This window comes from Agrobacterium sp. MCAB5, assembly GCF_052114365.1.
In the GTDB taxonomy this organism is placed as follows: Bacteria; Pseudomonadota; Alphaproteobacteria; order Rhizobiales; family Rhizobiaceae; genus Agrobacterium; species Agrobacterium tumefaciens.
Genome location: NZ_JBFREP010000007.1, coordinates 59,580 through 84,481 on the forward strand (window position 1 = coordinate 59,580; position 24,902 = coordinate 84,481).

A 24,902-nucleotide genomic window follows, 5' to 3' on the forward strand; every position below is an offset into this window, starting at 1 on the left:
CAAACGGTATTATACCTTGGAAATCACCCTTAGCGACGGCCCTTCGGCTGTCGCCTGCAAACCCATCCCTTCAAGCACGACCTGATTGCGGCCACCACGCTTTGCCGCATACAGGCTGTCGTCGGCGCGTTTGATCGCATCGTGAATTGAATGATCTCCCCTCGCGACAGCTGAAACGCCGAAGCTTGCCGTGACCTTGGTGGCCACGCCACGGCTACGCCAATCCAGCGACAGAAGGTTCAAACGCATGGCATTGGCAAGGTGACCGGCCGCGGCGGCGGTGTGGCCGGGCAGGAAAACCACGAATTCCTCGCCACCGAAACGCGCCACCAGAGCGTCGCTACGCGCGCTTTTCCGGAGAAGGTCTGAAAGGCCGATGAGAACGATATCGCCGGCAGCGTGGCCATAGTCATCGTTGATACGCTTAAAATGGTCTATGTCGCACGCAATTACTGCGCCTATTGGTGTCCCGCTGCGAAAATCGGGAACGCGCCGGTCGAACCCACGGCGGTTCAGCACATCCGTCAGCGGATCGTGCTCAGCCGCTTGCAGGTGCCGGTCGACGGTCACGGAAATCTGGCTCGCGAGTACGGATAGCGCAAGCAGAAAGCCGAATATGCTCGCGGCAAGCTGCATGTAGAAAGCATAATCGGATTCGAAGAATTCACTGAGTTCGATCATCGAACCGTTCGGCGTCATCACCAGCAACATGCCGATGCGCACCAGCGTTTCGAGCACCACGAGTGACGCAATCGCCACCATAAGCCTGTCTGCAAGCGCCAGGGGCCGCTTCCGCACGATCCAGACCGGGATGGCGAGCAGCAGGGCGCAGACAAGATCACCGATGACCAGCTCACGTTTCAGATCCGGTGTGATGAAGACATGGAACGAGACCAGCAAAACCGCCGCAGCCACGATCGACAGTCGCGCCGTCGTATAAAGCGGCCGTCCAAAATGGGTGAGCAGCGCATGGCCGTAGAGAAAAAAGGCCGAGAAAAACAACAGGTTCGAGACGATCGCCTGTACTTCGAAGGGCAAGCCGCCAAGCACCAGAGGTGCGGCAAAACCAAACGCCGCCGAAAGATATCCGAAACCCCAATATCGCGCCGAAGCGTGGCCGGTCCTCTGCAGGAACAGGAATACCACACCGAATGTCAGCATGATGAAGGGGAGAAGGTAGGCGAAATTATCTTGCACAGTGTTCTGCCGGACGGAAAGACGAGCCTTTGAGCCCGGACACTACCGCAATGCCCTTAAGAAAACTTGCATATAAGGCAGGGTTTTCGTGCCTTTCCGACGCACGTACGGGCAGATATCTTCACATTGGCGGGAGCGCGTTTTGCCATTGCTTGATCGCTTCGACGGGCCAGACAAGCATCACTACGTTCAGCGTCAGATTATCGCGGATCAGCCAGCCGGTGAAGATTTCAAAGAAGATGGCGATCACAACCGTCAGCCACACCGGCACGCGGGCGGCGAAGAGGAAACCCAGCGCCATGAAAACGGTGTCCATCGCGGAGTTCAAGATGCTGTCGCCGGTATAACCCAGCGCCATGGTCGCCGTGCGGTAACGATCGATGATGAGCGGCGAGTTTTCGAGAATTTCCCACGCTGCCTCTATCAAAACCGCAAAAGAAAGCCGCATGGAAAGGGGTTTCGTGCGAAACAGCAGCCAGGCGAGCCCGTAAAACAGGAAGCCGTGGATAATGTGTGAGGGCGTGTACCAGTCGGCAAGATGCTGGGAATTGCCCGGCGTGTTCACACCGGGTTCGAACAGCTTCACATAACCGCATTCGCAAATGGGAATGCGGCCCATGGCATAGAGGATGACGATCTGCAGGAGAAGAAGTCCGGCGGCGACACCGAACCATTTGAACGAGCGCGGACGGGAAGCCGGCACCTCTGCAACTGTCATTTTTCGTCCTTGTTCAGCGGTTCGAGCGAATGACGCATGACGAGCGGCATTTGCGCCATGGTGAAGATGATCGTGATCGGCATCGTGCCCCACACCTTGAACGCAACCCATGCGTCGGTTGAGAACATGCGCCAGACCACCTCGTTCAGCACGGCGAGAAACAGGAAGAACACGCCCCAGCGCAGCGTCAGCTTGCGCCAGCCCTCATCGTTCAGCCTGAAGGCCGAATTGAAGACATATCCAAGCAGCGACTGGCCGAAAAACAGGCCGCCCAGCAGAATGACGCCGAACAGCGCATTGACGATGGTTGGCTTCATCTTGATGAAGGTATCGTTCTGCAGCCACAGCGTCAGCGCACCGAACACGAGAACCACGATGCCTGATATGAGCGGCATGATCGGCAGCTTGCGCGTCAGCATCCATGAGACGGAAAGCGCAATTGCGGTTGCGATCATGAACAGGCCGGTGGCGATGAAGATCGGCCCGCCGAACTCCGTCAGTACCGGAAAAGTGGAGGCCAGCCATTCGCCGCGGGAATTGGCGAAAAAGAACACCATAAGCGGGCCAAGCTCGAGCACGAATTTCAGGAGCGGGCTGATTTCCGCCACCATCTTTTCGCTTTCCTTGGAATTGCTTTCAATATCCATACTCAAACTCCCGCAATGGCCTTGGCGAAATCTTCCGCCTCGAAGGGCTCCAGATCGTCCACGCCTTCACCCACACCAATGAAATACACCGGCAGCTTGTGTTTGGCGGCAATGGCCACGAGGATACCGCCCCGCGCCGTGCCATCCAATTTTGTCATAATCAGGCCCGAAACACCCGCAACATTGCGGAATATCTCCACCTGGTTCAAGGCGTTCTGCCCGGTCGTGGCGTCCAGTGTCTGAAGCACGGTATGCGGCGCATCGGGATCGAGCTTGCCGAGCACGCGCACGATCTTTTCCAGCTCCGCCATCAGCTCCGTCTTGTTCTGCAAACGGCCGGCAGTATCAATGATGAGCACATCGCTTTTTTGCGCACGCGCCTGCTCATAGGCGTCGTAAGCGAGACCCGAGGCATCCGCACCGAGCTTGGTGCCGATGAATTGCGAGCCGGTACGATCCGCCCAGATCTTGAGCTGCTCGATTGCCGCCGCACGGAACGTATCGCCGGCCGCGAGCATGACCTTGAGGCCAGAGCCCGAGAGCTTGGAGGCGAGCTTGCCGATGGTCGTGGTTTTGCCGGTGCCGTTCACGCCGACGACGAGAATGACATGCGGCTTGTGTGAAAGATCGAGTTCCAGCGGCTTGGCGACAGGTTTCAGGACCTTGGTGATCTCACCCGCCATGATGCGCGCCACATCCTCGCCACTGACATCCTTGCCGTAACGTTCAGAAGACAAGGCGCCGGTGATGCGCATGGCGGTCTCGACACCGAGATCCGACTGGATGAGAAGGTCTTCCAGTTCGTCGAGCGTATCCTCATCCAGCTTGCGCTTGGTGAACAGCGCCGAAATCTGGGTGGTAAGTTGCGAGGAGGTGCGCGCAAGCCCGGCCCGCAGGCGCTGGAACCAGCTGAGCTTCGGCTGCGGCGCTTCGGCGACAGGCTCTTCGCGCTCGCTTGCCGCCGCAAAACCTTTCGGCAAGATAGGCGAAACGGCAGGGGGCTCGACGGCACCGGCAGCCTCCGCCTCATCGAGCAGCGCATCCATCGCATCTGCATCGAGCACGGCATCGGCAGCTTCGGGCAAAACCTCGGCCTGTTCTTCGGCGGCGGCTTCGGCCTGCAACAGCGACAGCGGAACAACGCCGATGTCTCCGGCCTGCTCGGCGCCGGGCAGAAGCGGCGCGTCCTCTTCCTCCTGGTCATCGGAAAGGGCCGCATCGGCATCCGGAGCAGGCCCACCGGCCGTCTCAATCTCCAGTTCGGAAACCGGGTCTTTCTCGACAATGGGATGTGCTTCGGCTTCGCTCAGTGCCTCATCGAAAGAGACATTTTCTCTGGCGCGTTCAAGCGCGGAATCCTCTTGCGGCTTGCCGTCAGTCCCGGCCTTGTCCTTGCCGAAAGAAAAGACTTTTTTGATGAAGCCGAGGGCCATGGTCGTTCCCGTGTCTTTTCCTGTGCCGCTTCAGGCCGCGTCCGCTGCGAGAAGCTTCATGTTCAGATGTTTGCCGTTGTGGCCGGTAATCTCAACCTGCGCAAGAGTGCGCGCGAGAAGATCGGGCGCCGCCACCAGCGTGAAATTGTCGGTATGCGCAAAACCGGTGTTTTCAACGAGGATCGTTTGCGTCGAACCAACCATATTTTGCAGATGCACGAGCCTGAGTGCCTCGCCACGTTCGCGAAGCCTCGCCGCCCGCTCCTTCACCAGCGCACGGTCGAGCTGCGGCATACGCGCCGCCGGCGTGCCGGCACGCGGGCTGTAGGGAAATACGTGCAGGCTGGAAATGCCGCATTCTTCCGCGAGCGTCGCGGCGTTTTCGAACATCTCTTCGTCCTCGGTCGGAAAACCGGCGATCATATCAGCACCGAATGCGATATCCGGCCGGAGCGACCGCACCTCGTGACAGAAACGAATGGCATCGGCCCGCAGATGACGGCGTTTCATGCGTTTCAGGATCATGTCGTCGCCATGCTGGAGGGACAGGTGAAGATGCGGCATGAAACGCGCCTCACCTGCAATCAGATCCATCAGATGGTGGTCGGCCTCGATGCTGTCGATCGAGGATAGCCGAAGTCTCAAGATTTCCGGCACCTGCTTCAGCAATGTTTTGGCAAGAAGCCCTAGCGAAGGTTCGCCCGGCAGGTCGGCACCGTAGCTGGTAGCATCCACCCCGGTCAGCACGATTTCGCAATAACCGCTTTCCACCAGCCTGCGCGCCTGCTCGACCACAGCGCCCATCGGCACGGAGCGGGAATTGCCCCGCCCATAGGGAATGATGCAGAAGGTACAGCGATGATCGCAGCCGTTCTGCACCTGAATGAAGGCACGGACATGCCCGTCAATGTGCTTGACCATCTGCGGCGCCGTCGCCTTGATGCTCATGATGTCGTTGACGCGCAGCTTTTCTTCCGCCGAAACGCCGAAATCCGGCAGTGCGCGATAGGAGGCGCTTTTCAGCTTTTCCTCATTGCCGAGCACCGCATCCACTTCGGGCATCTCGGCAAAGGTCTGTTTTTCAGTCTGGGCAGCACAGCCGGTCACGATGATGCGCGCATGCGGATTGTCGCGCCTTGCCCGACGGATGGCCTGGCGCGCCTGGCGCACCGCCTCGCCCGTCACCGCGCAGGTATTGACCAAGACGGCATTGTTGAGCCCGGCCTTTTCGGCCTCCGCCCGCATCACTTCCGATTCATAGGTATTGAGACGGCAGCCGAAGGTTATGACCTCGACGCCGCTCATATGGCCCCCTGCTCAGCCACGGCATCGCGCGAAAAGGCGCCGCTGATGGGATCGACCATGCCGGACCATTCCCATTCGGCCGGCCCCGTCATGATGACGTGGTTGTCCTCGCGCCATTCAATTGTCAGCGGCACACGCACATGGCTGGAGGCGACATCGATGGTGACCTTCCTGCCCGTGCGGCCGGTGCGCGCAGCGGAAACGGCAGCGGCACATGCGGCAGAACCGCAGGCGAGCGTCAGCCCGGCGCCGCGCTCCCAGGTGCGGGTGCGAAGCGCACTGTCGGAAATAACCTGCGCCAGCGTGATATTGGCCTTTTCAGGGAACATCGGGTGGTTTTCCAGAAGCGGGCCGAAGCGTTCCAGATCGAACTCCATCGGATCGCGATCCACCCAGAAAATGGCGTGCGGGTTTCCCATGGACATGACGGCGGGCGAATGCAGGATCGGCGCGTCGATCGGCCCGATCTGCAACTCGATGCGGCTGGTATCGTGGAACTCTTCAGAAAGCGGAATGTCGCTCCAGCGAAAACGCGGCAGGCCCATATCAACGGAAATCATGCCGTCTTCATGCTCGACGGCGTTCAGGATGCCCGCCACCGTCTGGAAGGTGAAGGTGGTCTTGCCGGTTTCAGAGGACAGCGCCTGCACCACGCAGCGCGTGCCGTTGCCGCAGGCCTGCGCCTTCGTGCCGTCGCAATTGAGGATATCGATGAATGCATCGGTGCCGCCGACACGCGGATCGTGGATCGCCATGATCTGATCGAACTGCGTGGCGGGATCGGCATTGAGCGCGATGGCCGCCGCAGGCGTCACCATATCCCTGCGGCCGCGCATGTCGACGACGAGGATCTTGTTGCCAAGCCCGTTCATCTTCGCAAATTCGACCGTATCCGCCATCGTACTGAACCTGAAAACTACCTGAAACCGGAATAAAGACGGGCTTTGCCCGCACTTTCGCTCTATATGGCGGAAAGGACGGCAAATTACCAGACTGTTGCGGCGCAAACCGCTGAGCCGCTCAGGCGGAAGGTACGTCGAAGACTTCGCCGGGCCGCATGGGCTGGAAGCGGCTCTCCTCTATCCCCTGCTCAGCAAGCGCTGCCTTCAGCGCGACAAGAGGAGCTTCGACCGCTTCATCGGTCAGTTGCACAGTGCCCCAATGGTGGCCGCAGACATGTGCCGCACCGCAGATCTTCATGCCTTCCACGGCTTCCGCCGGGTTCTGGTGCTGGCCCTTCATGAACCAGCGCGGCTCATAGGCGCCGAAAGGCAGGTTGGCGAGACGGAACTCACCGTGTTTCTTGCGCGCGGCGTGATAATTGAGGCCGTCGTGGAAGCCGGTATCGCCGATATGATAAATCTTGCCATAAGGCGTTTCGATGACGAAGGCCGCCCACAGCGCCATGCGCCGGTCATTCAGCCCACGCGCCGACCAATGGTGGCACGGCTCGAAATGAATTTTGACCGAACCAATCTCAAGGACATCGCCCCAGTCCCCCACCTTGATGCGCGCTGCCTCGACGCCGGTGCGGATGATGGCGTCATTGCCAAGCGGCGTGATGAAAAGCGGCTTGTGCGCCACATGCAGGCGCTTCAGCGTTTCCATATCCAGATGGTCGTAGTGATTATGCGTCACCAGCACCAGATCGATCGGCGGCAAATCCTCAAAACGGATGCCCGGCGGGTTGACGCGTTTGGGACCGGCGAAGCTGAACGGGCTGGTACGCTGCGACCACACCGGATCGATGAGAATATTCAGCCCTGCCGTCTGGATGAGAAAGGAGGCGTGACCGACGAAGGTGACGCGAATGTCCTTGCCGTCGATGCGGGGCTCTGGCTTTGCGAACGGAAACGGGCTGGGATAGTTTTCCGGCCACGTGGCGCGCTCGCCGTTGAAGCGCCATTTCAGGAGGCCCATGAAATTGCCGGGCGGCGAGCCGCCGGGATTGAAGAAACGCACCCCGTCGAAATGATCGGAGACCGGCCCAGTATAATAGGCGCTGGCGTTAGAGCGGCGCGCAAACAGGCCACCGCCCGCAAGAGCAAGCAGACCAAGTGCGGAAAAACGAAAGAAGTTTCGACGTTTCATGGGAAAGGTATAAGAAGCCAGGCGACGCCGTTCAAGCACCGCCATCGCAGCTTTCGTCTGATCACGTAAAGATGACAAGGCATGCTTTGCCGCATGAAAACCGGCACTGTCTTGACTTTCACGGCACTTTCCTGTTTATCGCGGCCAATCAGCTGGCAGTTTCACGACTCCAAGCCGCCGACCGGGACCCGCAAAGGTATAAAGAGATCCCGGAGGTCAACACCCGACAGCGCGATGCGCCCTCGGGTGCTTTTTGGCTTTGCGTCTTGTTTTTGGCAGCGAAAGCACCGACGTTTCGGAGACCCCGGAACGAAGAAGGAAGAAACGATGTTTGAAAACCTCCAGGACCGCCTTGGTTCCATTCTGAATGGACTGACCGGCCGTGGCGCGCTGACGGAAGCCGATGTTGCCGCCGCCCTGCGCGAGGTTCGCCGTGCGCTTCTGGAAGCGGACGTCGCGCTGGAAGTCGTGCGTTCCTTCACCGACAAGGTGCGTGAAAAGGCTGTCGGCGCAGCCGTTCTGAAATCCATCAAGCCCGGCCAGATGGTCGTCAAGATCGTGCATGACGAACTTGTCGAGATGCTCGGCACCGAAGGGGTCTCAATCGACCTGCATGCGGCCGCCCCCGTCGTCATCATGATGGTGGGTCTGCAGGGTTCGGGCAAGACCACGACCACAGGCAAGATCGCCAAGCGCCTGACCGACCGCGACAAGAAGAAGGTGCTGATGGCATCTCTCGACACGCGTCGTCCGGCCGCACAGGAACAGCTTCGCCAGCTGGGCGTGCAGACCGGTGTCGACACGCTGCCGGTCATCGCCGGCCAGTCGCCGACAGATATCGCCGCGCGCGCCGTGCAGGCCGCCAAGCTTGGCGGCCATGACGTCGTCATTCTCGACACCGCCGGCCGCACCCATATCGACGAACCCTTGATGCTGGAAATGGCCGACATCAAGAAGAAGTCCAACCCGCATGAAATCCTGCTGGTCGCGGATTCGCTGACCGGTCAGGACGCCGTCAATCTGGCGCGCAATTTCGATGAGCGCGTCGGCATCACCGGTCTCGTGCTCACCCGTATGGATGGCGACGGGCGCGGCGGTGCGGCCCTCTCCATGCGCGCCGTCACCGGCAAGCCGATCAAGCTGATCGGTATCGGCGAGCGCATGAATGAACTCGACGAGTTCCATCCGCGCCGTATCGCCGACCGTATTCTCGGCATGGGCGACATCGTCTCGCTGGTCGAGAAGGCTGCCGAAAACATCGATGCGGAAAAAGCCCGTGCCATGGCCGAGAAGATGGCCAAGGGCAAGTTCGACCTCAACGATCTCTCCGACCAGCTTGCCCAGATGAAGAAGATGGGTGGCATGGGCGGTATCATGGGGCTGATGCCCGGCATAGCCGGCATGAAGGACAAGATGGCTTCCGCAGGCCTCAACGACAAGATGTTCGACCGCCAGATCGCCATCATCTCGTCGATGACCAAGGCCGAACGCGCCAATCCCGATATCCTCAAACACAGCCGCAAAAAGCGCATCGCCGCCGGTTCCGGCACCGATGCCGCCGAAATCAACAAGCTCTTGAAGATGCACCGTGGCATGGCCGACATGATGAAAGCCATGGGCGGCAAGGGCAAGGGCGGCATCATGAAGCAGATGATGGGCGGCCTTGCGGGCAAGATGGGGCTTGGTGGCATGATGGGCGGCGGCATGCCTGATCTGTCGAACATCGACCCGAAGCAGCTCGAAGCGCTTCAAAAACAGGCTGAAGCTGCCGGTCTTGGCAAGCCGGGCGCAATGCCCGGTCTCGGTGGTCTGCCCGGCGGGCTACCCGGTCTGGGCGGGACAAAGCTGCCGGGTCTTGGCGGCATGCCGGGCCTGCCCGGCTTCCCCAAAAAGAAGTGAGGGCGACGCCAGTGAACAACGCAGAAGTGAAAGCCCAGCTTTCCGAATACCGCCAGTCGATCGACAATATCGATGCCGCACTGGTTCACATTCTTGCCGAACGTTTCCGCTGTACCAAGGCGGTGGGCGTGCTGAAGGCAAAATACAATTTGCCGCCGGCGGACCCGGCGCGCGAGGAATACCAGATCGAACGCCTTCGCCGTCTGGCAAAGGATGCCAATCTGGATCCGGATTTCGCCGAGAAGTTTCTAAACTTCGTCATCAAGGAAGTCATCCGGCATCATGAAGCAATAGCCGCCGAACATGGCGGTAATGAAAAGACCGCCTAACCGGCGGACAAGCTATCTCAAGGAGTAAATAACATGGCACTTAAAATTCGTCTCGCACGCGGTGGTTCCAAGAAGCGCCCGTACTACCAGATCGTCGTTGCTGACGCCCGTTCGCCCCGCGACGGCCGTTTCCTCGAGAAGGTCGGTTCCTGGAACCCGATGCTCGCCAAGGACAACCCGCAGCGCATCGAGCTGAAGGCTGACCTCATCAAGGAATGGATCGCCAAGGGCGCACAGCCGACCGACCGCGTTCTGCGCTTCCTCGCAGAGGCAGGCCTTGCCGATCGCGCCGCTCGCAGCAACCCGGAAAAGGCACTGCCGGGCAAGCGCGCTCTGGAACGCGTTGCAGAAAAGAAGCAGAAGGCTGAAGACGCAGCTGCTGCCGCAGCAGAAGCTTCTGCTGCAGAATAATCTGCAATAGAATTTTAGAGAACGGGTGGCGTGGTTTTCCATGCCGCCCGTTTTTTGTTTATTTTGGTATCAACAAACTTTAGAGCGTCAGGAACTATGCTCTAACGCGTTGGATCTGCGCATCGTGCCCTGTGAAAATCGATTCCGATTTTCGCGCTGATGCTGTAAACCAGACGCAACCAACACCAGAAGACGGACGGCCCGATGGCAAAGCTGGAAAACCCGATACTCATGGCAAAGATCGGCGGCGCACAGGGATTGCGCGGCGAAGTCCGCGTCAGCACCTATACGGACGAACCGATGGCGCTCGGCGATTACGGCAATCTGGTCAGCGCCGATGGCCGCGTCTTCGAAATTCTGGAAGTGCGAGAGGGCAAGAATGTGGTTGTCGTCCGCTTCAGGGGTATCAACGACCGCAATGCGGCGGAAAGCCTGAACGGGCTCGAACTGTTCATCGAACGCGACAATCTGCCGGATGACGAGCTGGACGACGACGAATTTTATTATGCCGACCTCGAAGGGCTGGAAGCCGTCGATGCCGAAGGCAAAAGCTATGGCGCCGTCAGCGCCGTTTACGATTTCGGCGCAGGCGATCTCCTGGAGCTGAAAGGTGCGGGCCGCCGTCCCGCCCTCATCCCCTTTTCGGAAGCAGCCGTGCTTGAAATTGATCTGGAGGCGAGACGCATTCTCATCGATCCCATGGCCGCTGGCCTGATCGACAATCCGGACGACAAAGACGAAACCGGCGCATCGCCTTTCGGCAAGAAATAAGGCCATGACGTTCAAGGCTACAGTTCTGACGCTCTACCCGGAAATGTTTCCCGGGCATCTCGGATATTCGCTGGCGGGCAAGGCGCTGGAGCGCGAGCAATGGTCACTTGAGGCCGTGCAGATCCGTGAATTCGCCACCGACAGGCACAGAAGCGTGGACGACACCCCGGCAGGCGGCGGCGCCGGCATGGTGCTGAAACCCGACATTCTGGCCGCAGCCATCGACCATGTTTCAGATGGAGATACGCGACCGCGTCTGCTGATGAGCCCGCGCGGCAAGCCACTGTCGCAGGACCGAGTGCGCGAACTGGCGGCAGGCGACGGCGCGATTATCGTGTGTGGCCGCTTCGAAGGCGTCGACCAGCGGGTCATAGAGGCGCGCGGGCTGGAGGAAGTGTCGATCGGCGATTACATTCTCTCCGGCGGCGAGCCCGCCGCCCTGACGCTTCTGGACGCCATTGTCCGCATTCTGCCGGGCGTCATGGGCAACGATCTCTCAGGCGTGCATGAAAGCTTCGAGGGTGGGCTTCTGGAGCATCCGCACTACACCCGTCCGCAGGTCTGGGAAGGCCGCGACATCCCGGCCGTTCTCACCTCTGGCAATCACGCCGTCATCGACAAATGGCGGCACGAGCAGGCGCTGGCGTTGACGAAGGAAAGACGGCCCGACCTGCTGGAAAAGGCCAAGGTTTAAACCGAGACGAAATAATAGGCCGTCAGCACCAGCCCGACGGCAATGACCAGCCAGCGGATGATCCACTGCGGCACCCGCCTTGCCGTGTGCACCCCCACATATCCGCCAAGCGCGGCCGCCGGGAACATGATGAGGGCGGCCCACCAGGAAACGACGCCGCCGCTGACGAAGATCGTAATGGCGATGATCGCGATCACCACCGAGAGCAGGTTCTTCAGGGCATTCAGATGATGATAGCTGCCACCCGAGGTCATTCCGAGGATGGCCAGCATCATGATGCCCATGCCCGCCCCGAAAAAACCACCATAGATGGAGGCGAGCCCCTGAAAGAAGAGGCTCGGCACATTACCGGGTGAACGCTCGGCACTGGCCTTCGGTCGCAGCCACGGGCCAGCGGCGAAAACAACGGTTGCGGCCAGAAGCAACCACGGCACAAGCTGGCGGAAGGAGGGGTTGTCGAGCGACAGGAGCAAAAGCGACCCCGCCAGCCCGCCGACGATGGAGACGGCCGACAGAAGGATCGCCTCGCGCCAGTGGGCGCGGATTTCAGGCCCGTAGGCGATCACGGAGGTGATGTAACCGGGAAACTGCACGATCGCCGAAGTGGCATTGGCGACAATCGGCGGCAGGCCTGCAAGCGTCATCGCCCCGAAGGTCAAAAAGGTGCCGCCACCGGCGATCGCATTGACCACGCCAGATAGAAAGCCGGTCGCAAACAGCATCATGATAATAAGTACGGACATGGCCCCTCCCAAGGTTTTCATGCCATAACCGGGGAAACGCACCTTCGCAACAGCCCGTACGTCGCCCACAATTGATAAAATATTGTCATGAAGGGATGACAAATGGCGCTGCCTCGTGTATGTGCCCGCGTGGAATTGGGGTTTTCCCCTTTAACCGCAAGCAAAGAATGGCGAACCCGCTCCTGCCGCACGGCATGGTCTGAAGGCATTGACCGACAGACGAAACGTTGAGCGCTCTGGCTGTTTCAGAAGAAATCAGAGGTTAACATGACCAATATCATTCAGCAGCTGGAAGCCGAACAGGCTGCCAAGATCGAAGCAAAGCGCACCCTGCCTGAGTTTTCTCCGGGCGACACGCTGCGCGTCAACGTGCGCGTTACCGAAGGTAACCGTACCCGCGTTCAGGCTTACGAAGGCGTTTGCATCGCCCGTTCCGGCGGCGGCCTTTCCGAGAGCTTCACCGTTCGCAAGATCTCCTACGGCGAAGGCGTCGAGCGCGTATTCCCGATCTACTCCCCGCTGGTCGAAGGCGTTGAAATCGTTCGCCGCGGTAAGGTTCGCCGCGCGAAGCTCTACTACCTGCGCGATCGTCGCGGCAAGGCTGCCCGTATCGTTGAAAACACTGGTACGCGCGCCCGCAAGCTGAACGAATCCGAGCGCCAGGCAGTCGCCGAAGAAAAGGCACGTCTGGAAGCTGAAAAGGTAGCAGCAGCACAGGCTCTCGCCGCCGAAAAGGCAGCAGCCGAAGCAGCAGAAGCCAAGGCAGCGGAAGAAGCAGCAAAGGCTGCGGAAACTGCAGCGGAATAAGATTTCCATTTTGATGGATTTACGGAGAGGGCGGTCTTTGGACCGCCTTTTTTGTTGCATCGATGCGCCATAACAATCTGGTGGGCGACATAGCGTCACGTCCAGCCTTCGACCCCATCTCCGTATCGACAGATCAAGATCAAAGTCGTATTGCTACTTATCTCTTTGCCTAATTTATTTAGAACATTCTCTAATAGCATTGCCTAGTTTCACTTATTGTGCAATTTTCGCGCAGTTTTAGGTGTAGATATGTTTTTTTTTAATTCTTTTTTAACAAAAAATAAGCGCGCTTTCTTCGCTGTCGGCCTTGCCAGCGCACTCATGAATATTCTCAACCTTTCCGGCTCCCTTTTCATGCTGGAGGTTTATGACCGGATTCTGCCGAGCAAGAGTATTCCTTCTCTTGTCGCTCTCGTTGTTCTGCTGGTTATTCTCTATGCCTTTCTCGTGGGGTTCGATGCTCTGCGCGGCCGGATATTGGCTCGCATCTCGGACAATATGGACGACGAGCTCAATCAAAAGCTCTTCAGGGCATCAATCAGCGCACCACTTGCCGCCTACGGCAAGGTAGACGGGCTGCAGATCGTCGGCGATCTCGATCAGATACGTCAATTCCTGTCCGGGCCGGGACCAGCAGCTTTCTTTGATATTCCCTGGCTGCCCATCTATCTGCTGATCTGTTTTGCCTTGCATCCCTGGATCGGTTTTGCCGTGCTTGGCGGCGCCCTGGTCCTTGTCGTGTTGACGCTCATAACCAACTGGCTGACCGAAAGGGCGACCAAACAGGCCTACACCGTGCGCGGACAGAGAAATGCACTCGTCGGCAGCAGCCAGCGCAACATCGAGTCCATAAGAACCATGGGCATGATGAATGCGGTGACGTCGATGTGGGACGATCTGCACTCCAATTACCGCGCCGTCACACTCTCGACGTCGGACACGGCGGGCATGCTCGCCGCGATTTCCCGAACATTCCGCCTTTTGTTACAGTCGGGTGTGATGGCAATCGGCGCCCTGCTGGTTATCGAGGGGCATGCGTCAGCGGGTAGCATCATCGCAGGCTCCATACTCTCGGCCAAAGCGCTGGGCCCTGTCGAACACGCAATTGCAAACTGGCGCAGCTTCATGACTGCGCGACAGGGCTGGAAACGCATCAACGAGTTTCTCGAACTCGTACCGGAACCCGCACAGCCGCTTTCCCTGCCGCCACCGAAATATACCGTTGCCATCGATCGCGTGACCGGCGGTCCGCCCAATGGCGCGCGAGATACCGTGGCCGATATTTCCTTCACGTTGAACGCGGGCGATGGCCTTGGCATCATAGGGCCAAGCGCTTCCGGTAAATCCACGCTGGCGCGTTTGATAACCGGTATCTGGCCCTATGAGCGCGGCTCCGTGCGCTTCGATGGGGCCGCACTGAATCAGTGGGATTTCGAGGTTCTCGGTAAATCCATCGGATACATGCCCCAGCAGGTGGAGCTGATGCCAGGCACGGTCGCGCAAAATATCGCGCGCTTCGACCGTGACGCAACTGCGGAAGCCATCGTTTCGGCAGCCAAGGCCGCTCAGGTTCATGATCTCATCCTGAACCTGCCCAACGGTTACGACACCTATATCGGCGACCGTGGAGAGGCATTGTCAGGCGGGCAAAAACAGCGCATCGGCCTGGCGCGGGCACTTTTTGGGGAGCCGTTCTTTGTCATCCTCGATGAGCCGAACTCCAATCTGGACAGCGAAGGCGAGGCAGCCTTGCGCAACGCCATTGGCGACATAAGGGCGCGAGGCGGCATCGTGGTCGTCATTGCCCATCGTCCGAGCGCCATCGAAAGCGTCAATCTTGTGATGGTGATGAGCAACGGCCGCATGCTTCGCTTCGGCACCAAGGAAGAGGTGCTTGCGCAAATCCTGCGTCAAAATATTCGCCAGGTGCCGGAAACAGAAGAAGAAGTACGTAAGCTGGAAAGCCGGGTGGGTGAAAATGGTTGAGGGAGAAAAAACCGGCGTGACGAAAACATCTATCGTCAAACACTCAACCGCCGTAGTCGTTCTTGCTGCCGGCCTTCTTTTCGGCCTGGGTGGCTGGGCGGCTCTCGCGAAGCTTTCGGGGGCAGTCGTCGCCACGGGCCGGGTCGTTGTCGAAGGCAACTCCAAGAAAATTCAGCACCTTTCCGGCGGTATCGTCAGCCAGATCAATGTTGCGGAAGGTGACACGGTGGAGGCCGGTCAGGTTTTGCTGCGGCTGAGTGGCACGATCGTTCAGGCAAACCTGTCCATTGTCGAAAATACGCTCGCGCAGCTTTATGCACGCCGCGCGCGTCTGCGTGCCGAAATCTCCGACGCCACCTCTTTCACAATGCCGGAAGATCTGGCCGTCTTGACCAATTCGAAGGCTGCCAAAACATTCATCGACAGTGAGCAGAACCTTTTCAACAGCCGTCGCAGCGCACTGATCGGCATGAAGAAGCAATTGGTAACGCGCAAGGATCAGCTAGCCGATGAAGCGCGGGGCATGGACGTGCAGATTGAGGCGACCAACAATGAACTTGCTATCGTAAGGGAAGACGTCTCAAAGACACGGGAGCTATATGCAAAGGGGCTGGTAACGCTTCAGCGCCTCAACCTTCTCAAGCGGCAGCTTTCCAATCTCGAAGGTCAACAGGGCCAGTATATGGCCGCGCGTGCGCAGACGGTAGGCAAGCTGAGCGAAATGGACTTGCAGTCGCTTCAGCTTGACGAGGACCGCAAGTCCGAGGTCACAAAAGATCTGACGTCAATCGAAGCCACCGTTGCGGAATACGAGGAACGGCTTGCGGCAACACGCGACCAGCTCGACCGCCTCGATATTCGCTCGCCGATTGCGGGGCGTATCTACCAGCTGTCGGTGCACAACATAAACGGCGTCATCCAGCCGGGCGAAGTGCTTATGCTGGTGGTGCCGGCAAAGGAAGATCTTGCAATCGACGCCAATGTTCTTCCAAACGACATAGACCAGATCTATGTCGGGCAGCCAGTGACCATTCGCTTCACGGCTTTCAATCAGAGCACGACGCCGGATGTAAGCGCTGAAGTCGCAGTCGTCGCCCCGGACTTGCAGACAGATTCCCGAAGCGGGGCGTCATTTTACGCACTGCGCATCAAGCCGAGCAAAACTGGAATGGACCATATACCAGGTGGACGGTTGTATCCGGGCATGCCGGCCGAAGTCTTCATACAGACAAGCGAAAGAAGCGTTCTTTCCTATTTTGTCAAACCGTTCCAGGACAGGCTTAGAAAGACGTTCCTGCAGGAATAAAAGACTTTCATTACATGTTTTCTTAGAAACGATTCGCAAATACACCAAGAGCGAGAATTTTTCCAAAAAAAACAATTTCTCATATTGTCTTGCCATTTATAATGTACTAATTATCACCCGCAATATTTATTAAATTTAATTTCGATACATCGAATTCTCAAAAATTTATAGGAGAGTAAAATGGCGTTAAAAGTAACTTTTGGTAATGGCGGCGCGGCATCGGTTTCGTCGCTCACCAGCCTGATCGATCAGGAAGCATATAAGCTCCTCACGGAATCCACAGCACAGGTCAAAAACGGCTCTACGCTCGATTCAGGCGCTGTCAGCGTTGGCGCTGTGGCGGTTGCCGGTACCGGTGCTGGTGGCACTGTCGATGTCGGCTACGACCCCAACGCAAACGGCTTCACATTTGACGTATCCTCGGCATGGAATTCGGTGAAGAACGCTCTCGCCCAGTCTGACACCTCTGAAAACCTTAAGTTCAAGGATTTCGTACAGGTAGACGTTCACCTCGGCGGCACCGGTTCGTCCACCGTTGAAGTTCTCAATGCCAAGCGCGGTAACATCACGACCGGCGCAGGCAACGACACGGTTACCGTATCTGTCGTTTCGAACGAAAAGACCTGGGTCAACAATTTCAACATCGACACCGGCGCAGGCAACGACACGATCACCGTCAAGGCCGGCGCTGCCTTCAATGACACGTCGGCTGCGGGCACGGGCGGTCTTGCCGCCAATACCGGCGCTGTGAATGGTGGTGCTGGTATCACCGACGGCAGCTACACCTCCGTCAAGATCGATGCCGGTGCGGGTAACGACTCTATCGACCTGAGCGGTGTAAAGCTCGCTTCGTCGCTGGTCACCGGTGGCAAGGGCATCGACCACATCATCGCAAGCGGTGGCGCCGATACCTTCGTCTTCAATCTGGGTGACATGGCGAAGAGCTTTGCCACAGATACCATCGAAGGCTTCAACGCCTCCATGGACAAGCTCAAGCTGGTCGGTACAGTGATCGATAACTGGGCGGTTTCGACCTTTGATAACGATACCGTCCTCAGCTACAACGTTACTGGCGAGCACAAGGGTGAGAAGATCATTCTCTCCGGCGTTCACCTGACCGGCAGCGATTGGTTCACGGCGTAATTTCTCTCGAAGAGAATTTCATCGGTTACCGTTTAAATGGACCATGGCCCGGACATATCCGGGCCATGATTTTTTACATATGCGACGGTTCGGAAATTATGCCGGCTGCCACAATCTTGCAGATCAGGCGGCCTCGGCCTGATTGCCCATTTTTCGCGCCGCGATGATGACGAGCACCCCGGCAAGCGCCAGGCAGAAAGCAAGGAAGAACATCGGCGCAATCGTGCTGCCGGTCTGGTCCTTGATCCAGGGCACCACGTTCTGCGCCACGAAACCACCGAGATTGCCGACGGAATTGATGGCGGCGATGCCGGCAGCGGCACCGGCTCCCTTGAGGAAGCGGCCGGGCAGGCTCCAGAACACCGGCTGGCCGGCAAAAATGCCCGCAGCGGCGATGCAAAGGAAGGCGAACTGCAATACCGGATCGCTGAGCAGCGCCGACATCAGCAGGCAAAACGCGCCGACGAAGGCAGGTCCGACGATATAAGGCGTTTTGTTTTTTGCCTTGTCAGCCGCCAGGGGCACGACGAAGAGAGCGACGGCCACGATCACCCAGGGGATGATGTTGATGAAGCCGTTGGCGGTGTTGGAAACGCCGAAGCTCTTTACGATCGTCGGCAGCCAGTAGCTGAGACCATAGGCCGCCAGCGGAAAGCCGACATAGCAAAGCGCCATGAACAGCACGCGCGGATTGATCAGCGCCTTGAAGCCGTCCTCCGCATGCTCTTCCATGCCCTTGTTTTCTTCGGCCAGGCGGTTCTTCAACCAGTCCTTCTCGGCCTGCGTCAGGAACTTCGCCTTTTCCGGCGTATCGTCCAGATAGAAGAAGGTAACGATACCGGCGATCACGGCGGGAATACCCGTCGCCAGGAACACCCATTCCCAGCCGGCATAACCGAGGAAACCATCGAGATCGAGCAGCATGCCGCCAAGCGGTGCGCCGATGGCATTGGCAAGCGCACTGAAGATCATGAACAAGCCGATCATGCGGCCGCGATAATCGCGCGGGAACCACAGCGTCATAAGGAACAGCACGCCCGGGAAGAAACCGGCCTCGCAAAGCCCGAGCAGGAAGCGCAGGATGTAGAACATCGTCGCATTCTGCGTGTAGGCAAGCGCGATGGTGACGGCACCCCAGGAAACCAGAATGCGGGCGAACCATTTGCTGGCGCCGAAACGGTTGAGGAAAAGGTTGCTCGGAACCTCAAAGAGGAAATAGCCGATGAAGAACAGCGAAGCGCCAAGTCCGTAGGCATATTCGCTGAGGCTCAGCGCATCGACCATCTGCAGCTTGGCATAGCTGACATTCTGCCGGTCGATATAGGCGATGAGATAGAGAAGGCCAAGAAACGGCATCAGCCGCCAGGTGATCTTCGAGATTAGGGATTTTTCCGATACCATGTGCTTTTCCCTCCCTTCGATTGCTCGTCGAAATGCAAATGATAAGGGGACCCATCTATATGTGCGCCGCAAGATACGCAAGTTGCATTGCATCATAAGCAATGCCGAAAAGGCTGCGAAACCGGCATTTTAAAGCCCTGAGTGCATGATGCGGCGCACATCAAAGCCGCCGGGTCACCGTTTTACGGTCTGCGTGCATTCATATTGCCGCGAAACCGGCAATCTGCTATGAAGACCGCTATGGGATCTAAATTCGGATGTCTCGCGCAGAATGTTTATGTGCTGCAGGACCACAAGCGTCTGCCGGCACGGTTTTTTGCGCGCATTTCCGGGGCGCTCAACAGCCGACTTAGGCTCGCCTGACAGCACCCGCTGTCCACCGCCTTACTGAACCCTGATTTTACCTTTCCATGACAAGGCATAGAGCCATGAGCGCACCCCGCACCTTATACGACAAGATCTGGGACGACCACGTCGTCAATCGTGACCCGGACGGAACCTGTCTTCTCTATATCGACCGTCACCTGGTCCATGAGGTGACGAGCCCGCAGGCCTTTGAAGGCCTGCGCATCGCCGGCCGTCCGGTCCATTCGCCCACCCGCACGCTTGCCGTCGTCGATCATAACGTGCCAACCACAGCCGACCGGCTGGAAGGCATCAAGAACGAGGAAAGCCGTATCCAGGTGGAAGCGCTTGCGCAGAATGCCAAGGATTTCGGTGTCGAATATTATTCCGAGCGCGACAAGCGTCAGGGCATCGTCCACATCGTTGGCCCGGAACAGGGCTTCACCCTGCCGGGCATGACGATTGTTTGCGGCGACAGCCACACCTCCACCCATGGTGCTTTCGGCGCGCTGGCGCACGGCATCGGCACGTCGGAAGTGGAGCATGTGCTGGCGACCCAGACGCTGATCCAGAAAAAGGCCAAGAACATGCTGGTGCGTGTCGATGGCAAGGTTCCAGAAGGCGTCACCGCCAAGGACATCATCCTCGCCATTATCGGCGAGATCGGCACAGCGGGCGGCACCGGCCATGTGATTGAATTTGCCGGTGAGGCAATCCGCTCGCTCTCCATGGAAGGCCGCATGACGGTTTGCAACATGACCATCGAGGGCGGCGCCCGTGCAGGTCTGATCGCGCCTGATGAGACCACCTTTGACTACATCAAGGACAAGCCGCGCGCGCCAAAGGGCGAGACGTTGGAACAGGCCATCGCCTACTGGAAAACGCTGAAATCCGATGAGGGCGCCCATTACGACAAGATCGTGGTGCTGGAAGCCGCCAATCTGCCGCCGATCGTCTCCTGGGGCTCATCGCCTGAGGACGTGACGTCCGTCGAGGGCATCGTTCCCAATCCGGATGATATCGAGGAAGAAAACAAGCGTACTTCAAAGTGGCGTGCGCTGGACTATATGGGCTTGAAACCCGGTACACGCATCACCGATATCGCCATCGACCGCGTTTTCATCGGCTCCTGCACCAATGGCCGCATCGAGGATTTGCGCGCAGCGGCAAAGATCGTCGACGGCCGCAAGGTCGCGCCCACCGTCTCGGCCATGATCGTGCCCGGCTCCGGTCTCGTGAAGGAACAGGCGGAAAAGGAAGGTCTGGACAAGATTTTCCTCGAAGCCGGTTTCGAATGGCGCGAACCGGGCTGCTCCATGTGCCTTGCCATGAATGACGACCGCCTGAAGCCTGGCGAACGTTGCGCCTCCACCTCGAACCGCAACTTCGAGGGCCGCCAGGGCTACAAGAGCCGCACCCACCTCGTCTCCCCCGCCATGGCAGCGGCGGCGGCCATCGCCGGTCATTTCGTCGATGTGCGCGAGTGGCGGTAATTATCGATAACGTCTGAAACAAAAAACCCCGGATCACAATCCGGGGTTTTTTGTTAGCATCTCATTCCGCAATGATCTTCACCCGCTGGCCGGGCTGAAGCGTGGCGGTGGCGCTCATCGCATTCATCATGCGGAACATGTCGAGCTTGCGGTCGGTCCCCATCATCCTTGCGGCAATCGTTGCCACGGTTTCACCGGGCTTGACCGTCACCACGCGCACGCGCAGAGGTTTTAACGATGCGATCTCCTGCGGCGTCATCTTGCGGAAACTCGTGCGCAACACGTTGGCGATGGAATCGAGCTGCGTGTTACCCTTCGGCACGGCCGTCAGGAAGCGGAATATCTGCTGACCGACACGGATGACGGTAACGTCAAAGTCCCATTTGTCCGCCGTCGCACGGGCTGTCGCAGCCTCCAGACCGTTGATCTGCGTTTCCTTCACGGTTTCCGGCATCAGGCCGGCAACCCAGCCGCTGGTCAGGTAATTGGCAAGAGTGGTCTGTTTCGGATCGGCCACGCCGTCGAAACGGATCGCCACATCGCCCGGCCCCGTCGCAAGAACGGCCTCCACCTTGTTGTCGATGACGAAACCGTCCGGCACATCGAAACGGATACCGAGCGTTCCGTGCAGGAAGGTTTGGCCCCGGACATAACCCTCCTGCGGGCTGTCGCCGTAAAGCAGGCCGTCTATGCCATCCAGAAACCAGTCGCGACCCCGATCCCCGACCTGACCGTCCTGGCCGAAGGCGCGGGCATGCCGGCGTGCAAGCTCGATGCGCTGCGGCGTGTTGGGGTGGCTGGAAAGAAAGTCGAGGCTCTGGTCATTTTCGGGATCAGCCGAGGAGAAACGCGCATAGGCTGCCATGGAATCCAGAAACCTCGGCGATGCGAAGGGGTCGTAGCCGGCCTCACCCAACATGCGCACGCCAATCACGTCCGCTTGCAACTCCTGCTGGCGCGAAAAAGCCGCAAGCCGCAGCTTGCCGCGCGCAAGCGCCTGCTTGCCGGCGAGATCGCTCGACAGAACCTCGGCGACCACACGGCTTGCAATCACCTCCGCCTCTTCCCGGCGCTGGCGCTCGATGCCGTGGTTTGCGGTAACGTGGCCCATCTCATGCGAAAGCACGGCGGCCACTTCCGAGGCATCGTTGGCGAGAGCCAGAAGCCCGCGCGTCACGTAAAGATACCCACCCGGCAGCGCAAAAGCGTTGATAGCAGGCGAGTTGAGGATGGTGATGCGATAGGATTGCTGCGGATTTTCCGAAACAGCCGTCAGCGCGCCGGCAATACGGGCGACAAGCCGCTCCGTCTTGGCATCACGATATTCGCCACCATAACTCGCCACAATACGCGGATGCTCGCGCGCGCCCATCTGCGCACGGGGATCATTCTTCTGCACCTCTTCCACGGTCTGCGGATTGTCCGAAGGCCGCAAGGTGGACTGGTAGGCCGGGCTGAAGAGAGACTGACACGATGACAGGAATACGGCTGACGCCGTCAGCACGGAACACACGGCAGCCATCCTGCCCGAACGGCGAAGGCCTGAACGGGAGAAAAGCCTCCACTGCGCAGTCATGCTATTTCTCATTCTCTATGCCTGCCCCTAACGTTCCTGATCATCCGTTAATTGCAGACCAGAATAACAGATTCGCCCCAACGAGCCATGAATGTCGAAACGGTAAAAACGATCCATCAAGTCCGGAATATTCCTGAAGAACGCAATAATTCTCGTCTTTTCTCGGGCAACGACTTGAAACTGGCAAGTGCAAATTAACGCCATTGAAGTTATCTAAAGCGATTGCCAGCGGCACGCGTCGAAAATAAGGCGATCAGCCGTTCAGAAAACTGTCTACCGCCTTCACATTTTGTGTGGCGAAGAAATCTGTGGTCGAGCCAGCATAGACAACGCTGCCACGATCAAGAAAAACCACCCGCTGCGCCAGCTTTTTTATGTCGTCTGGATGGTGCGTAACAATAATCGCCGTATTTTTTGTTTCGGCATGCAAGTCGAGAAGCAGGGAGGTCATGCCCGCCCGCAGCCCCGGATCTAGCGCCGCGAAAGGCTCGTCCAGCAGCATGACCGGTTTTTTCCGGACCAGCGCACGCGCCAGCGCCGCCCTTTGCCTTTCCCCGCCGGAAAGCGTGCCCGGCAAACGTTTGTCAAAACCCGCAAGACCAACGCGTGTGAGCGCCACGTCGATCCTCTGCCTGTCTTCCTCCCCCAGCTTCAGCCCGGGGCTGATGCCGAGCGCGACATTGGTGAAGATATCGAGATGGGCGAAAAGATTATTATCCTGGAAGATCAAGGAGACCGGTCGTTCGGAAGGATCGAGCGCCTTCATGTCCCGCCCGCCGATCAGGACGCGCCCGGAATCGGGCAATTCAAAACCGGCGATGAGATTGAGGAGCGTCGACTTGCCAGAACCGGATGCACCGACAACTGCAGTCATCTGGCCTTGCGGGAATGTACAATCGAGATCGAAATCCTGCGTTCCGAGCCGCAGCCTGACCTTGTCCAGTCCTACCGCAAATTCGTCGCCTGTCATATGCTCGCCCTTGCTGATTGAGATTGCCGTGAAACGCCGCCCGCGGCAAGCAGCAGGCAGACGACGCCAAGGATGAACGCGTATCCGGCGGCATCATTGGTGCGGTAGCTGCCCATATTGCTATAGACCAGCCATGGCAAGGTGATGAAATTTTCCGACCCGAACAGCGCAACCGCCCCGAGATCACCGAGCGACAGGGCCATGGCAAAGGAAAACGCCATCAGCAGCGGACGCCGCAGTACCGGCAGATCGGCGAACCGCAGCCGCGTCAATCCCTGAAGCCCAAGGCTGGCGGAGAGCCGGGACGTGCGTAAAAAATGGCTGGTGAAGGCTGGCTCCAGCACCCGCATGGCAAGCGGCAACGCCATTAGCATGTTGATGAGCGCCACGAGAACGGGAGCATAAAAATTGACATCTCCAAAGGGCCGCAGCAACAGGAACCACCCGCTTCCCAGCACGACGGGCGGCACCAGCAGCACCAGCGATGACCCCGCCCCGAGCGTGGCGGACAAAAGGCGCAAGGGCTGAGCCGTGTGCCGTCTGGAACCCACTGCCTGTCGCGCACAGATGATCGCAAAGCAGCAGAGCACGACGAGAGTTGCGGAGAGCGCAGCGATTGCAAGGCTGGTCGCCGCCGCACGCAGGAAGATCGGCGCGGACAAAAGACGCGGCAGATCGGCCCCCAAACCCGAGACGGTTATGGCAACAAGCGGCAGGCCGACCAGCAGAACCGCAAAAATGATTGCCGCTCCGTCCCACAGGCGCGCGCCAACACGCTTGCCGTCGAAACGGCGAACAGGGCGGCCAAGCGAGGCAATTTCCGCCTCGGGCGATGGCAAAAAGGCAAGAAGGCCGAGCAGAACTGCTGTGATTGCAATTTGCAAAACCGAAAGCGCGATTGCCCGTTGCGGATCGAAATCAAACCGCAACGCCTGATAGATTGCGACCTCAAGTGTCGTCGCCGCCGGTCCACCGCCCAGCAGAAGCACTAGCGTGAAGCTGGTGGCGCACAGCATGAAGACAAGCCCGGCAATACCGGGAACAAGCCGCGAGACGGCCGGCCACTCGATGAAGCGGAAAACCGAAACCGGCCCCATGCCAAGACTTGCCGCCATCCGCCAATATTCGCCCGGAATCCGCTCCAGCCCGGCCAGCATCAGCCGCACCGCAAGCGGCAGATTGAAAAACACATGGGCGATGAGAATGCCGGAAAGGCCGTAAATACTGAAGGGCTGCTCCGCACCGGCAAAAACAAGGGCAGTATTCAAAACACCCTGCCTGCCCCAGATCGTGATGATGCCGAAGGCACCAACGATGACCGGCAGCCCCATCGGCACAGCCATCAACCTGATAATCCAAATCCGTCCGGGAAAATCCTGTCTGCGGGAGAGCGCAAGCGCCACCGGCAGGCCGAGAACAATGGAAAGAACAGTGGACAACGTTGCCTGATAGAGCGTGAAGCGCAGGATTCGCAGCGTGTAGGCATCCACGATTCCGGCGGCGGATGTACCGGCATCGAACGACAGTAGTGCTGAGACAGCAAGCGCCATGAACAGGAAAACGGCGGCAAACGCCGCCGTTCCGCCAATGATCGACCATCTGTAGTCGCGACGCAGCATCATGCGCGGGCGTGCCTC

The 24,902-nt window shown here is 58.7% G+C and carries 22 protein-coding genes; 10 read left to right on the forward strand and 12 right to left on the reverse strand.

Going from position 1 to position 24,902, the window contains the following annotated elements; genetic code table 11:
* Positions 1-9: 9 nt before the first annotated feature.
* From AB4Z23_RS16700 to AB4Z23_RS16730, 7 genes are all read right to left on the reverse strand, one after another.
* Positions 10-1,197: a GGDEF domain-containing protein gene (locus AB4Z23_RS16700; protein ID WP_174002434.1), complete on the reverse strand. Its 1,188-nt coding sequence runs from the start codon at positions 1,195-1,197 to the stop codon at positions 10-12.
* Between the two features lie 121 nt (positions 1,198-1,318).
* Positions 1,319-1,915, reverse strand: a complete 597-nt coding sequence (locus AB4Z23_RS16705) for a DUF2585 domain-containing protein (protein ID WP_421476981.1) — start codon at positions 1,913-1,915, stop codon at positions 1,319-1,321.
* Positions 1,912-2,562 carry a septation protein A gene (locus AB4Z23_RS16710; protein ID WP_003516625.1) on the reverse strand — a complete coding sequence of 217 codons (651 nt, stop codon included), beginning with the start codon at positions 2,560-2,562 and terminating at the stop codon, positions 1,912-1,914. The genes AB4Z23_RS16705 and AB4Z23_RS16710 overlap by 4 nt, the downstream gene beginning before the upstream one ends.
* A 2-nt stretch (positions 2,563-2,564) precedes the next feature.
* Positions 2,565-3,995, reverse strand: a complete 1,431-nt coding sequence (gene ftsY / locus AB4Z23_RS16715) for a signal recognition particle-docking protein FtsY (protein ID WP_013636920.1) — start codon at positions 3,993-3,995, stop codon at positions 2,565-2,567.
* 30 nt (positions 3,996-4,025) lie between these two features.
* Positions 4,026-5,300, reverse strand: a complete 1,275-nt coding sequence (gene mtaB, locus AB4Z23_RS16720) for a tRNA (N(6)-L-threonylcarbamoyladenosine(37)-C(2))-methylthiotransferase MtaB (RefSeq protein WP_421476979.1) — start codon at positions 5,298-5,300, stop codon at positions 4,026-4,028.
* Complete coding sequence (gene dapF, locus AB4Z23_RS16725) at positions 5,297-6,199, reverse strand: diaminopimelate epimerase (protein ID WP_421476977.1); 903 nt, start codon at positions 6,197-6,199, stop codon at positions 5,297-5,299. Before dapF ends, mtaB begins: the two co-directional genes overlap by 4 nt.
* A gap of 121 nt (positions 6,200-6,320) precedes the next feature.
* Entirely contained in the window at positions 6,321-7,436 is a 1,116-nt protein-coding gene (locus AB4Z23_RS16730; RefSeq protein WP_162696494.1) for an MBL fold metallo-hydrolase, read from the reverse strand.
* Between the two features lie 282 nt (positions 7,437-7,718).
* Here AB4Z23_RS16730 and ffh point away from each other — a divergent pair, with 282 nt between their 5' ends.
* From ffh to trmD, 5 genes are all read left to right on the forward strand, one after another.
* Complete coding sequence (ffh, locus tag AB4Z23_RS16735; protein WP_421476975.1) at positions 7,719-9,290, forward strand: signal recognition particle protein; 1,572 nt, start codon at positions 7,719-7,721, stop codon at positions 9,288-9,290.
* 11 nt (positions 9,291-9,301) lie between these two features.
* Entirely contained in the window at positions 9,302-9,619 is a 318-nt protein-coding gene (locus AB4Z23_RS16740) for a chorismate mutase (RefSeq protein ID WP_013636924.1), read from the forward strand.
* A gap of 33 nt (positions 9,620-9,652) precedes the next feature.
* Positions 9,653-10,030, forward strand: a complete 378-nt coding sequence (gene rpsP / locus AB4Z23_RS16745) for a 30S ribosomal protein S16 (protein ID WP_003516612.1) — start codon at positions 9,653-9,655, stop codon at positions 10,028-10,030.
* Positions 10,031-10,234: 204 nt separating this feature from the next.
* On the forward strand, positions 10,235-10,801 hold the full coding sequence (gene rimM / locus AB4Z23_RS16750) for a ribosome maturation factor RimM (protein ID WP_003516610.1): 567 nt from the start codon (positions 10,235-10,237) through the stop codon (positions 10,799-10,801).
* 4 nt (positions 10,802-10,805) lie between these two features.
* Positions 10,806-11,495: a tRNA (guanosine(37)-N1)-methyltransferase TrmD gene (trmD, locus tag AB4Z23_RS16755; protein ID WP_038492438.1), complete on the forward strand. Its 690-nt coding sequence runs from the start codon at positions 10,806-10,808 to the stop codon at positions 11,493-11,495.
* On the opposite strand, the gene AB4Z23_RS16760 is transcribed toward trmD, so the two are convergent.
* Positions 11,492-12,238: a sulfite exporter TauE/SafE family protein gene (locus tag AB4Z23_RS16760; RefSeq protein ID WP_003516607.1), complete on the reverse strand. Its 747-nt coding sequence runs from the start codon at positions 12,236-12,238 to the stop codon at positions 11,492-11,494. The two genes, trmD and AB4Z23_RS16760, sit on opposite strands and share 4 nt — an antisense overlap.
* Positions 12,239-12,505: 267 nt before the next feature.
* Here AB4Z23_RS16760 and rplS point away from each other — a divergent pair, with 267 nt between their 5' ends.
* From rplS to AB4Z23_RS16780, 4 genes are all read left to right on the forward strand, one after another.
* Complete coding sequence (rplS, locus tag AB4Z23_RS16765; protein ID WP_003492508.1) at positions 12,506-13,045, forward strand: 50S ribosomal protein L19; 540 nt, start codon at positions 12,506-12,508, stop codon at positions 13,043-13,045.
* A gap of 249 nt (positions 13,046-13,294) precedes the next feature.
* Positions 13,295-15,031, forward strand: coding sequence for a type I secretion system permease/ATPase (locus AB4Z23_RS16770; RefSeq protein WP_112681732.1), 1,737 nt, complete (start codon positions 13,295-13,297; stop codon positions 15,029-15,031).
* On the forward strand, positions 15,024-16,337 hold the full coding sequence (locus AB4Z23_RS16775) for an HlyD family type I secretion periplasmic adaptor subunit (RefSeq protein WP_421476971.1): 1,314 nt from the start codon (positions 15,024-15,026) through the stop codon (positions 16,335-16,337). Before AB4Z23_RS16770 ends, AB4Z23_RS16775 begins: the two co-directional genes overlap by 8 nt.
* Before the next feature lie 180 nt (positions 16,338-16,517).
* Positions 16,518-17,480: a hypothetical protein gene (locus tag AB4Z23_RS16780; protein ID WP_025594592.1), complete on the forward strand. Its 963-nt coding sequence runs from the start codon at positions 16,518-16,520 to the stop codon at positions 17,478-17,480.
* A gap of 123 nt (positions 17,481-17,603) precedes the next feature.
* On the opposite strand, the gene AB4Z23_RS16785 is transcribed toward AB4Z23_RS16780, so the two are convergent.
* Positions 17,604-18,881, reverse strand: a complete 1,278-nt coding sequence (locus tag AB4Z23_RS16785; protein ID WP_003516599.1) for an MFS transporter — start codon at positions 18,879-18,881, stop codon at positions 17,604-17,606.
* 428 nt (positions 18,882-19,309) lie between these two features.
* Between AB4Z23_RS16785 and leuC the strand changes: the two genes are divergently transcribed.
* The gene (gene leuC, locus AB4Z23_RS16790) at positions 19,310-20,719 is read left to right on the forward strand and encodes a 3-isopropylmalate dehydratase large subunit (protein WP_421476969.1); all 1,410 of its coding nucleotides are present in this window, start codon (positions 19,310-19,312) and stop codon (positions 20,717-20,719) included.
* A 61-nt stretch (positions 20,720-20,780) separates the two neighbouring features.
* Here leuC and AB4Z23_RS16795 read toward each other — a convergent pair whose 3' ends face one another.
* The 3 genes from AB4Z23_RS16795 to thiP all read right to left on the reverse strand — a co-directional run bounded on the left by AB4Z23_RS16795 (position 20,781) and on the right by thiP (position 24,887).
* Positions 20,781-22,241: a M48 family metalloprotease gene (locus AB4Z23_RS16795; protein WP_041694569.1), complete on the reverse strand. Its 1,461-nt coding sequence runs from the start codon at positions 22,239-22,241 to the stop codon at positions 20,781-20,783.
* 307 nt (positions 22,242-22,548) lie between these two features.
* The gene (locus tag AB4Z23_RS16800) at positions 22,549-23,265 is read right to left on the reverse strand and encodes an ATP-binding cassette domain-containing protein (protein ID WP_421476967.1); all 717 of its coding nucleotides are present in this window, start codon (positions 23,263-23,265) and stop codon (positions 22,549-22,551) included.
* Positions 23,262-24,887 carry a thiamine/thiamine pyrophosphate ABC transporter permease ThiP gene (thiP, locus tag AB4Z23_RS16805; protein WP_421476965.1) on the reverse strand — a complete coding sequence of 542 codons (1,626 nt, stop codon included), beginning with the start codon at positions 24,885-24,887 and terminating at the stop codon, positions 23,262-23,264. The genes AB4Z23_RS16800 and thiP overlap by 4 nt, the downstream gene beginning before the upstream one ends.
* Between the last annotated feature and the right edge of the window lie 15 nt (positions 24,888-24,902).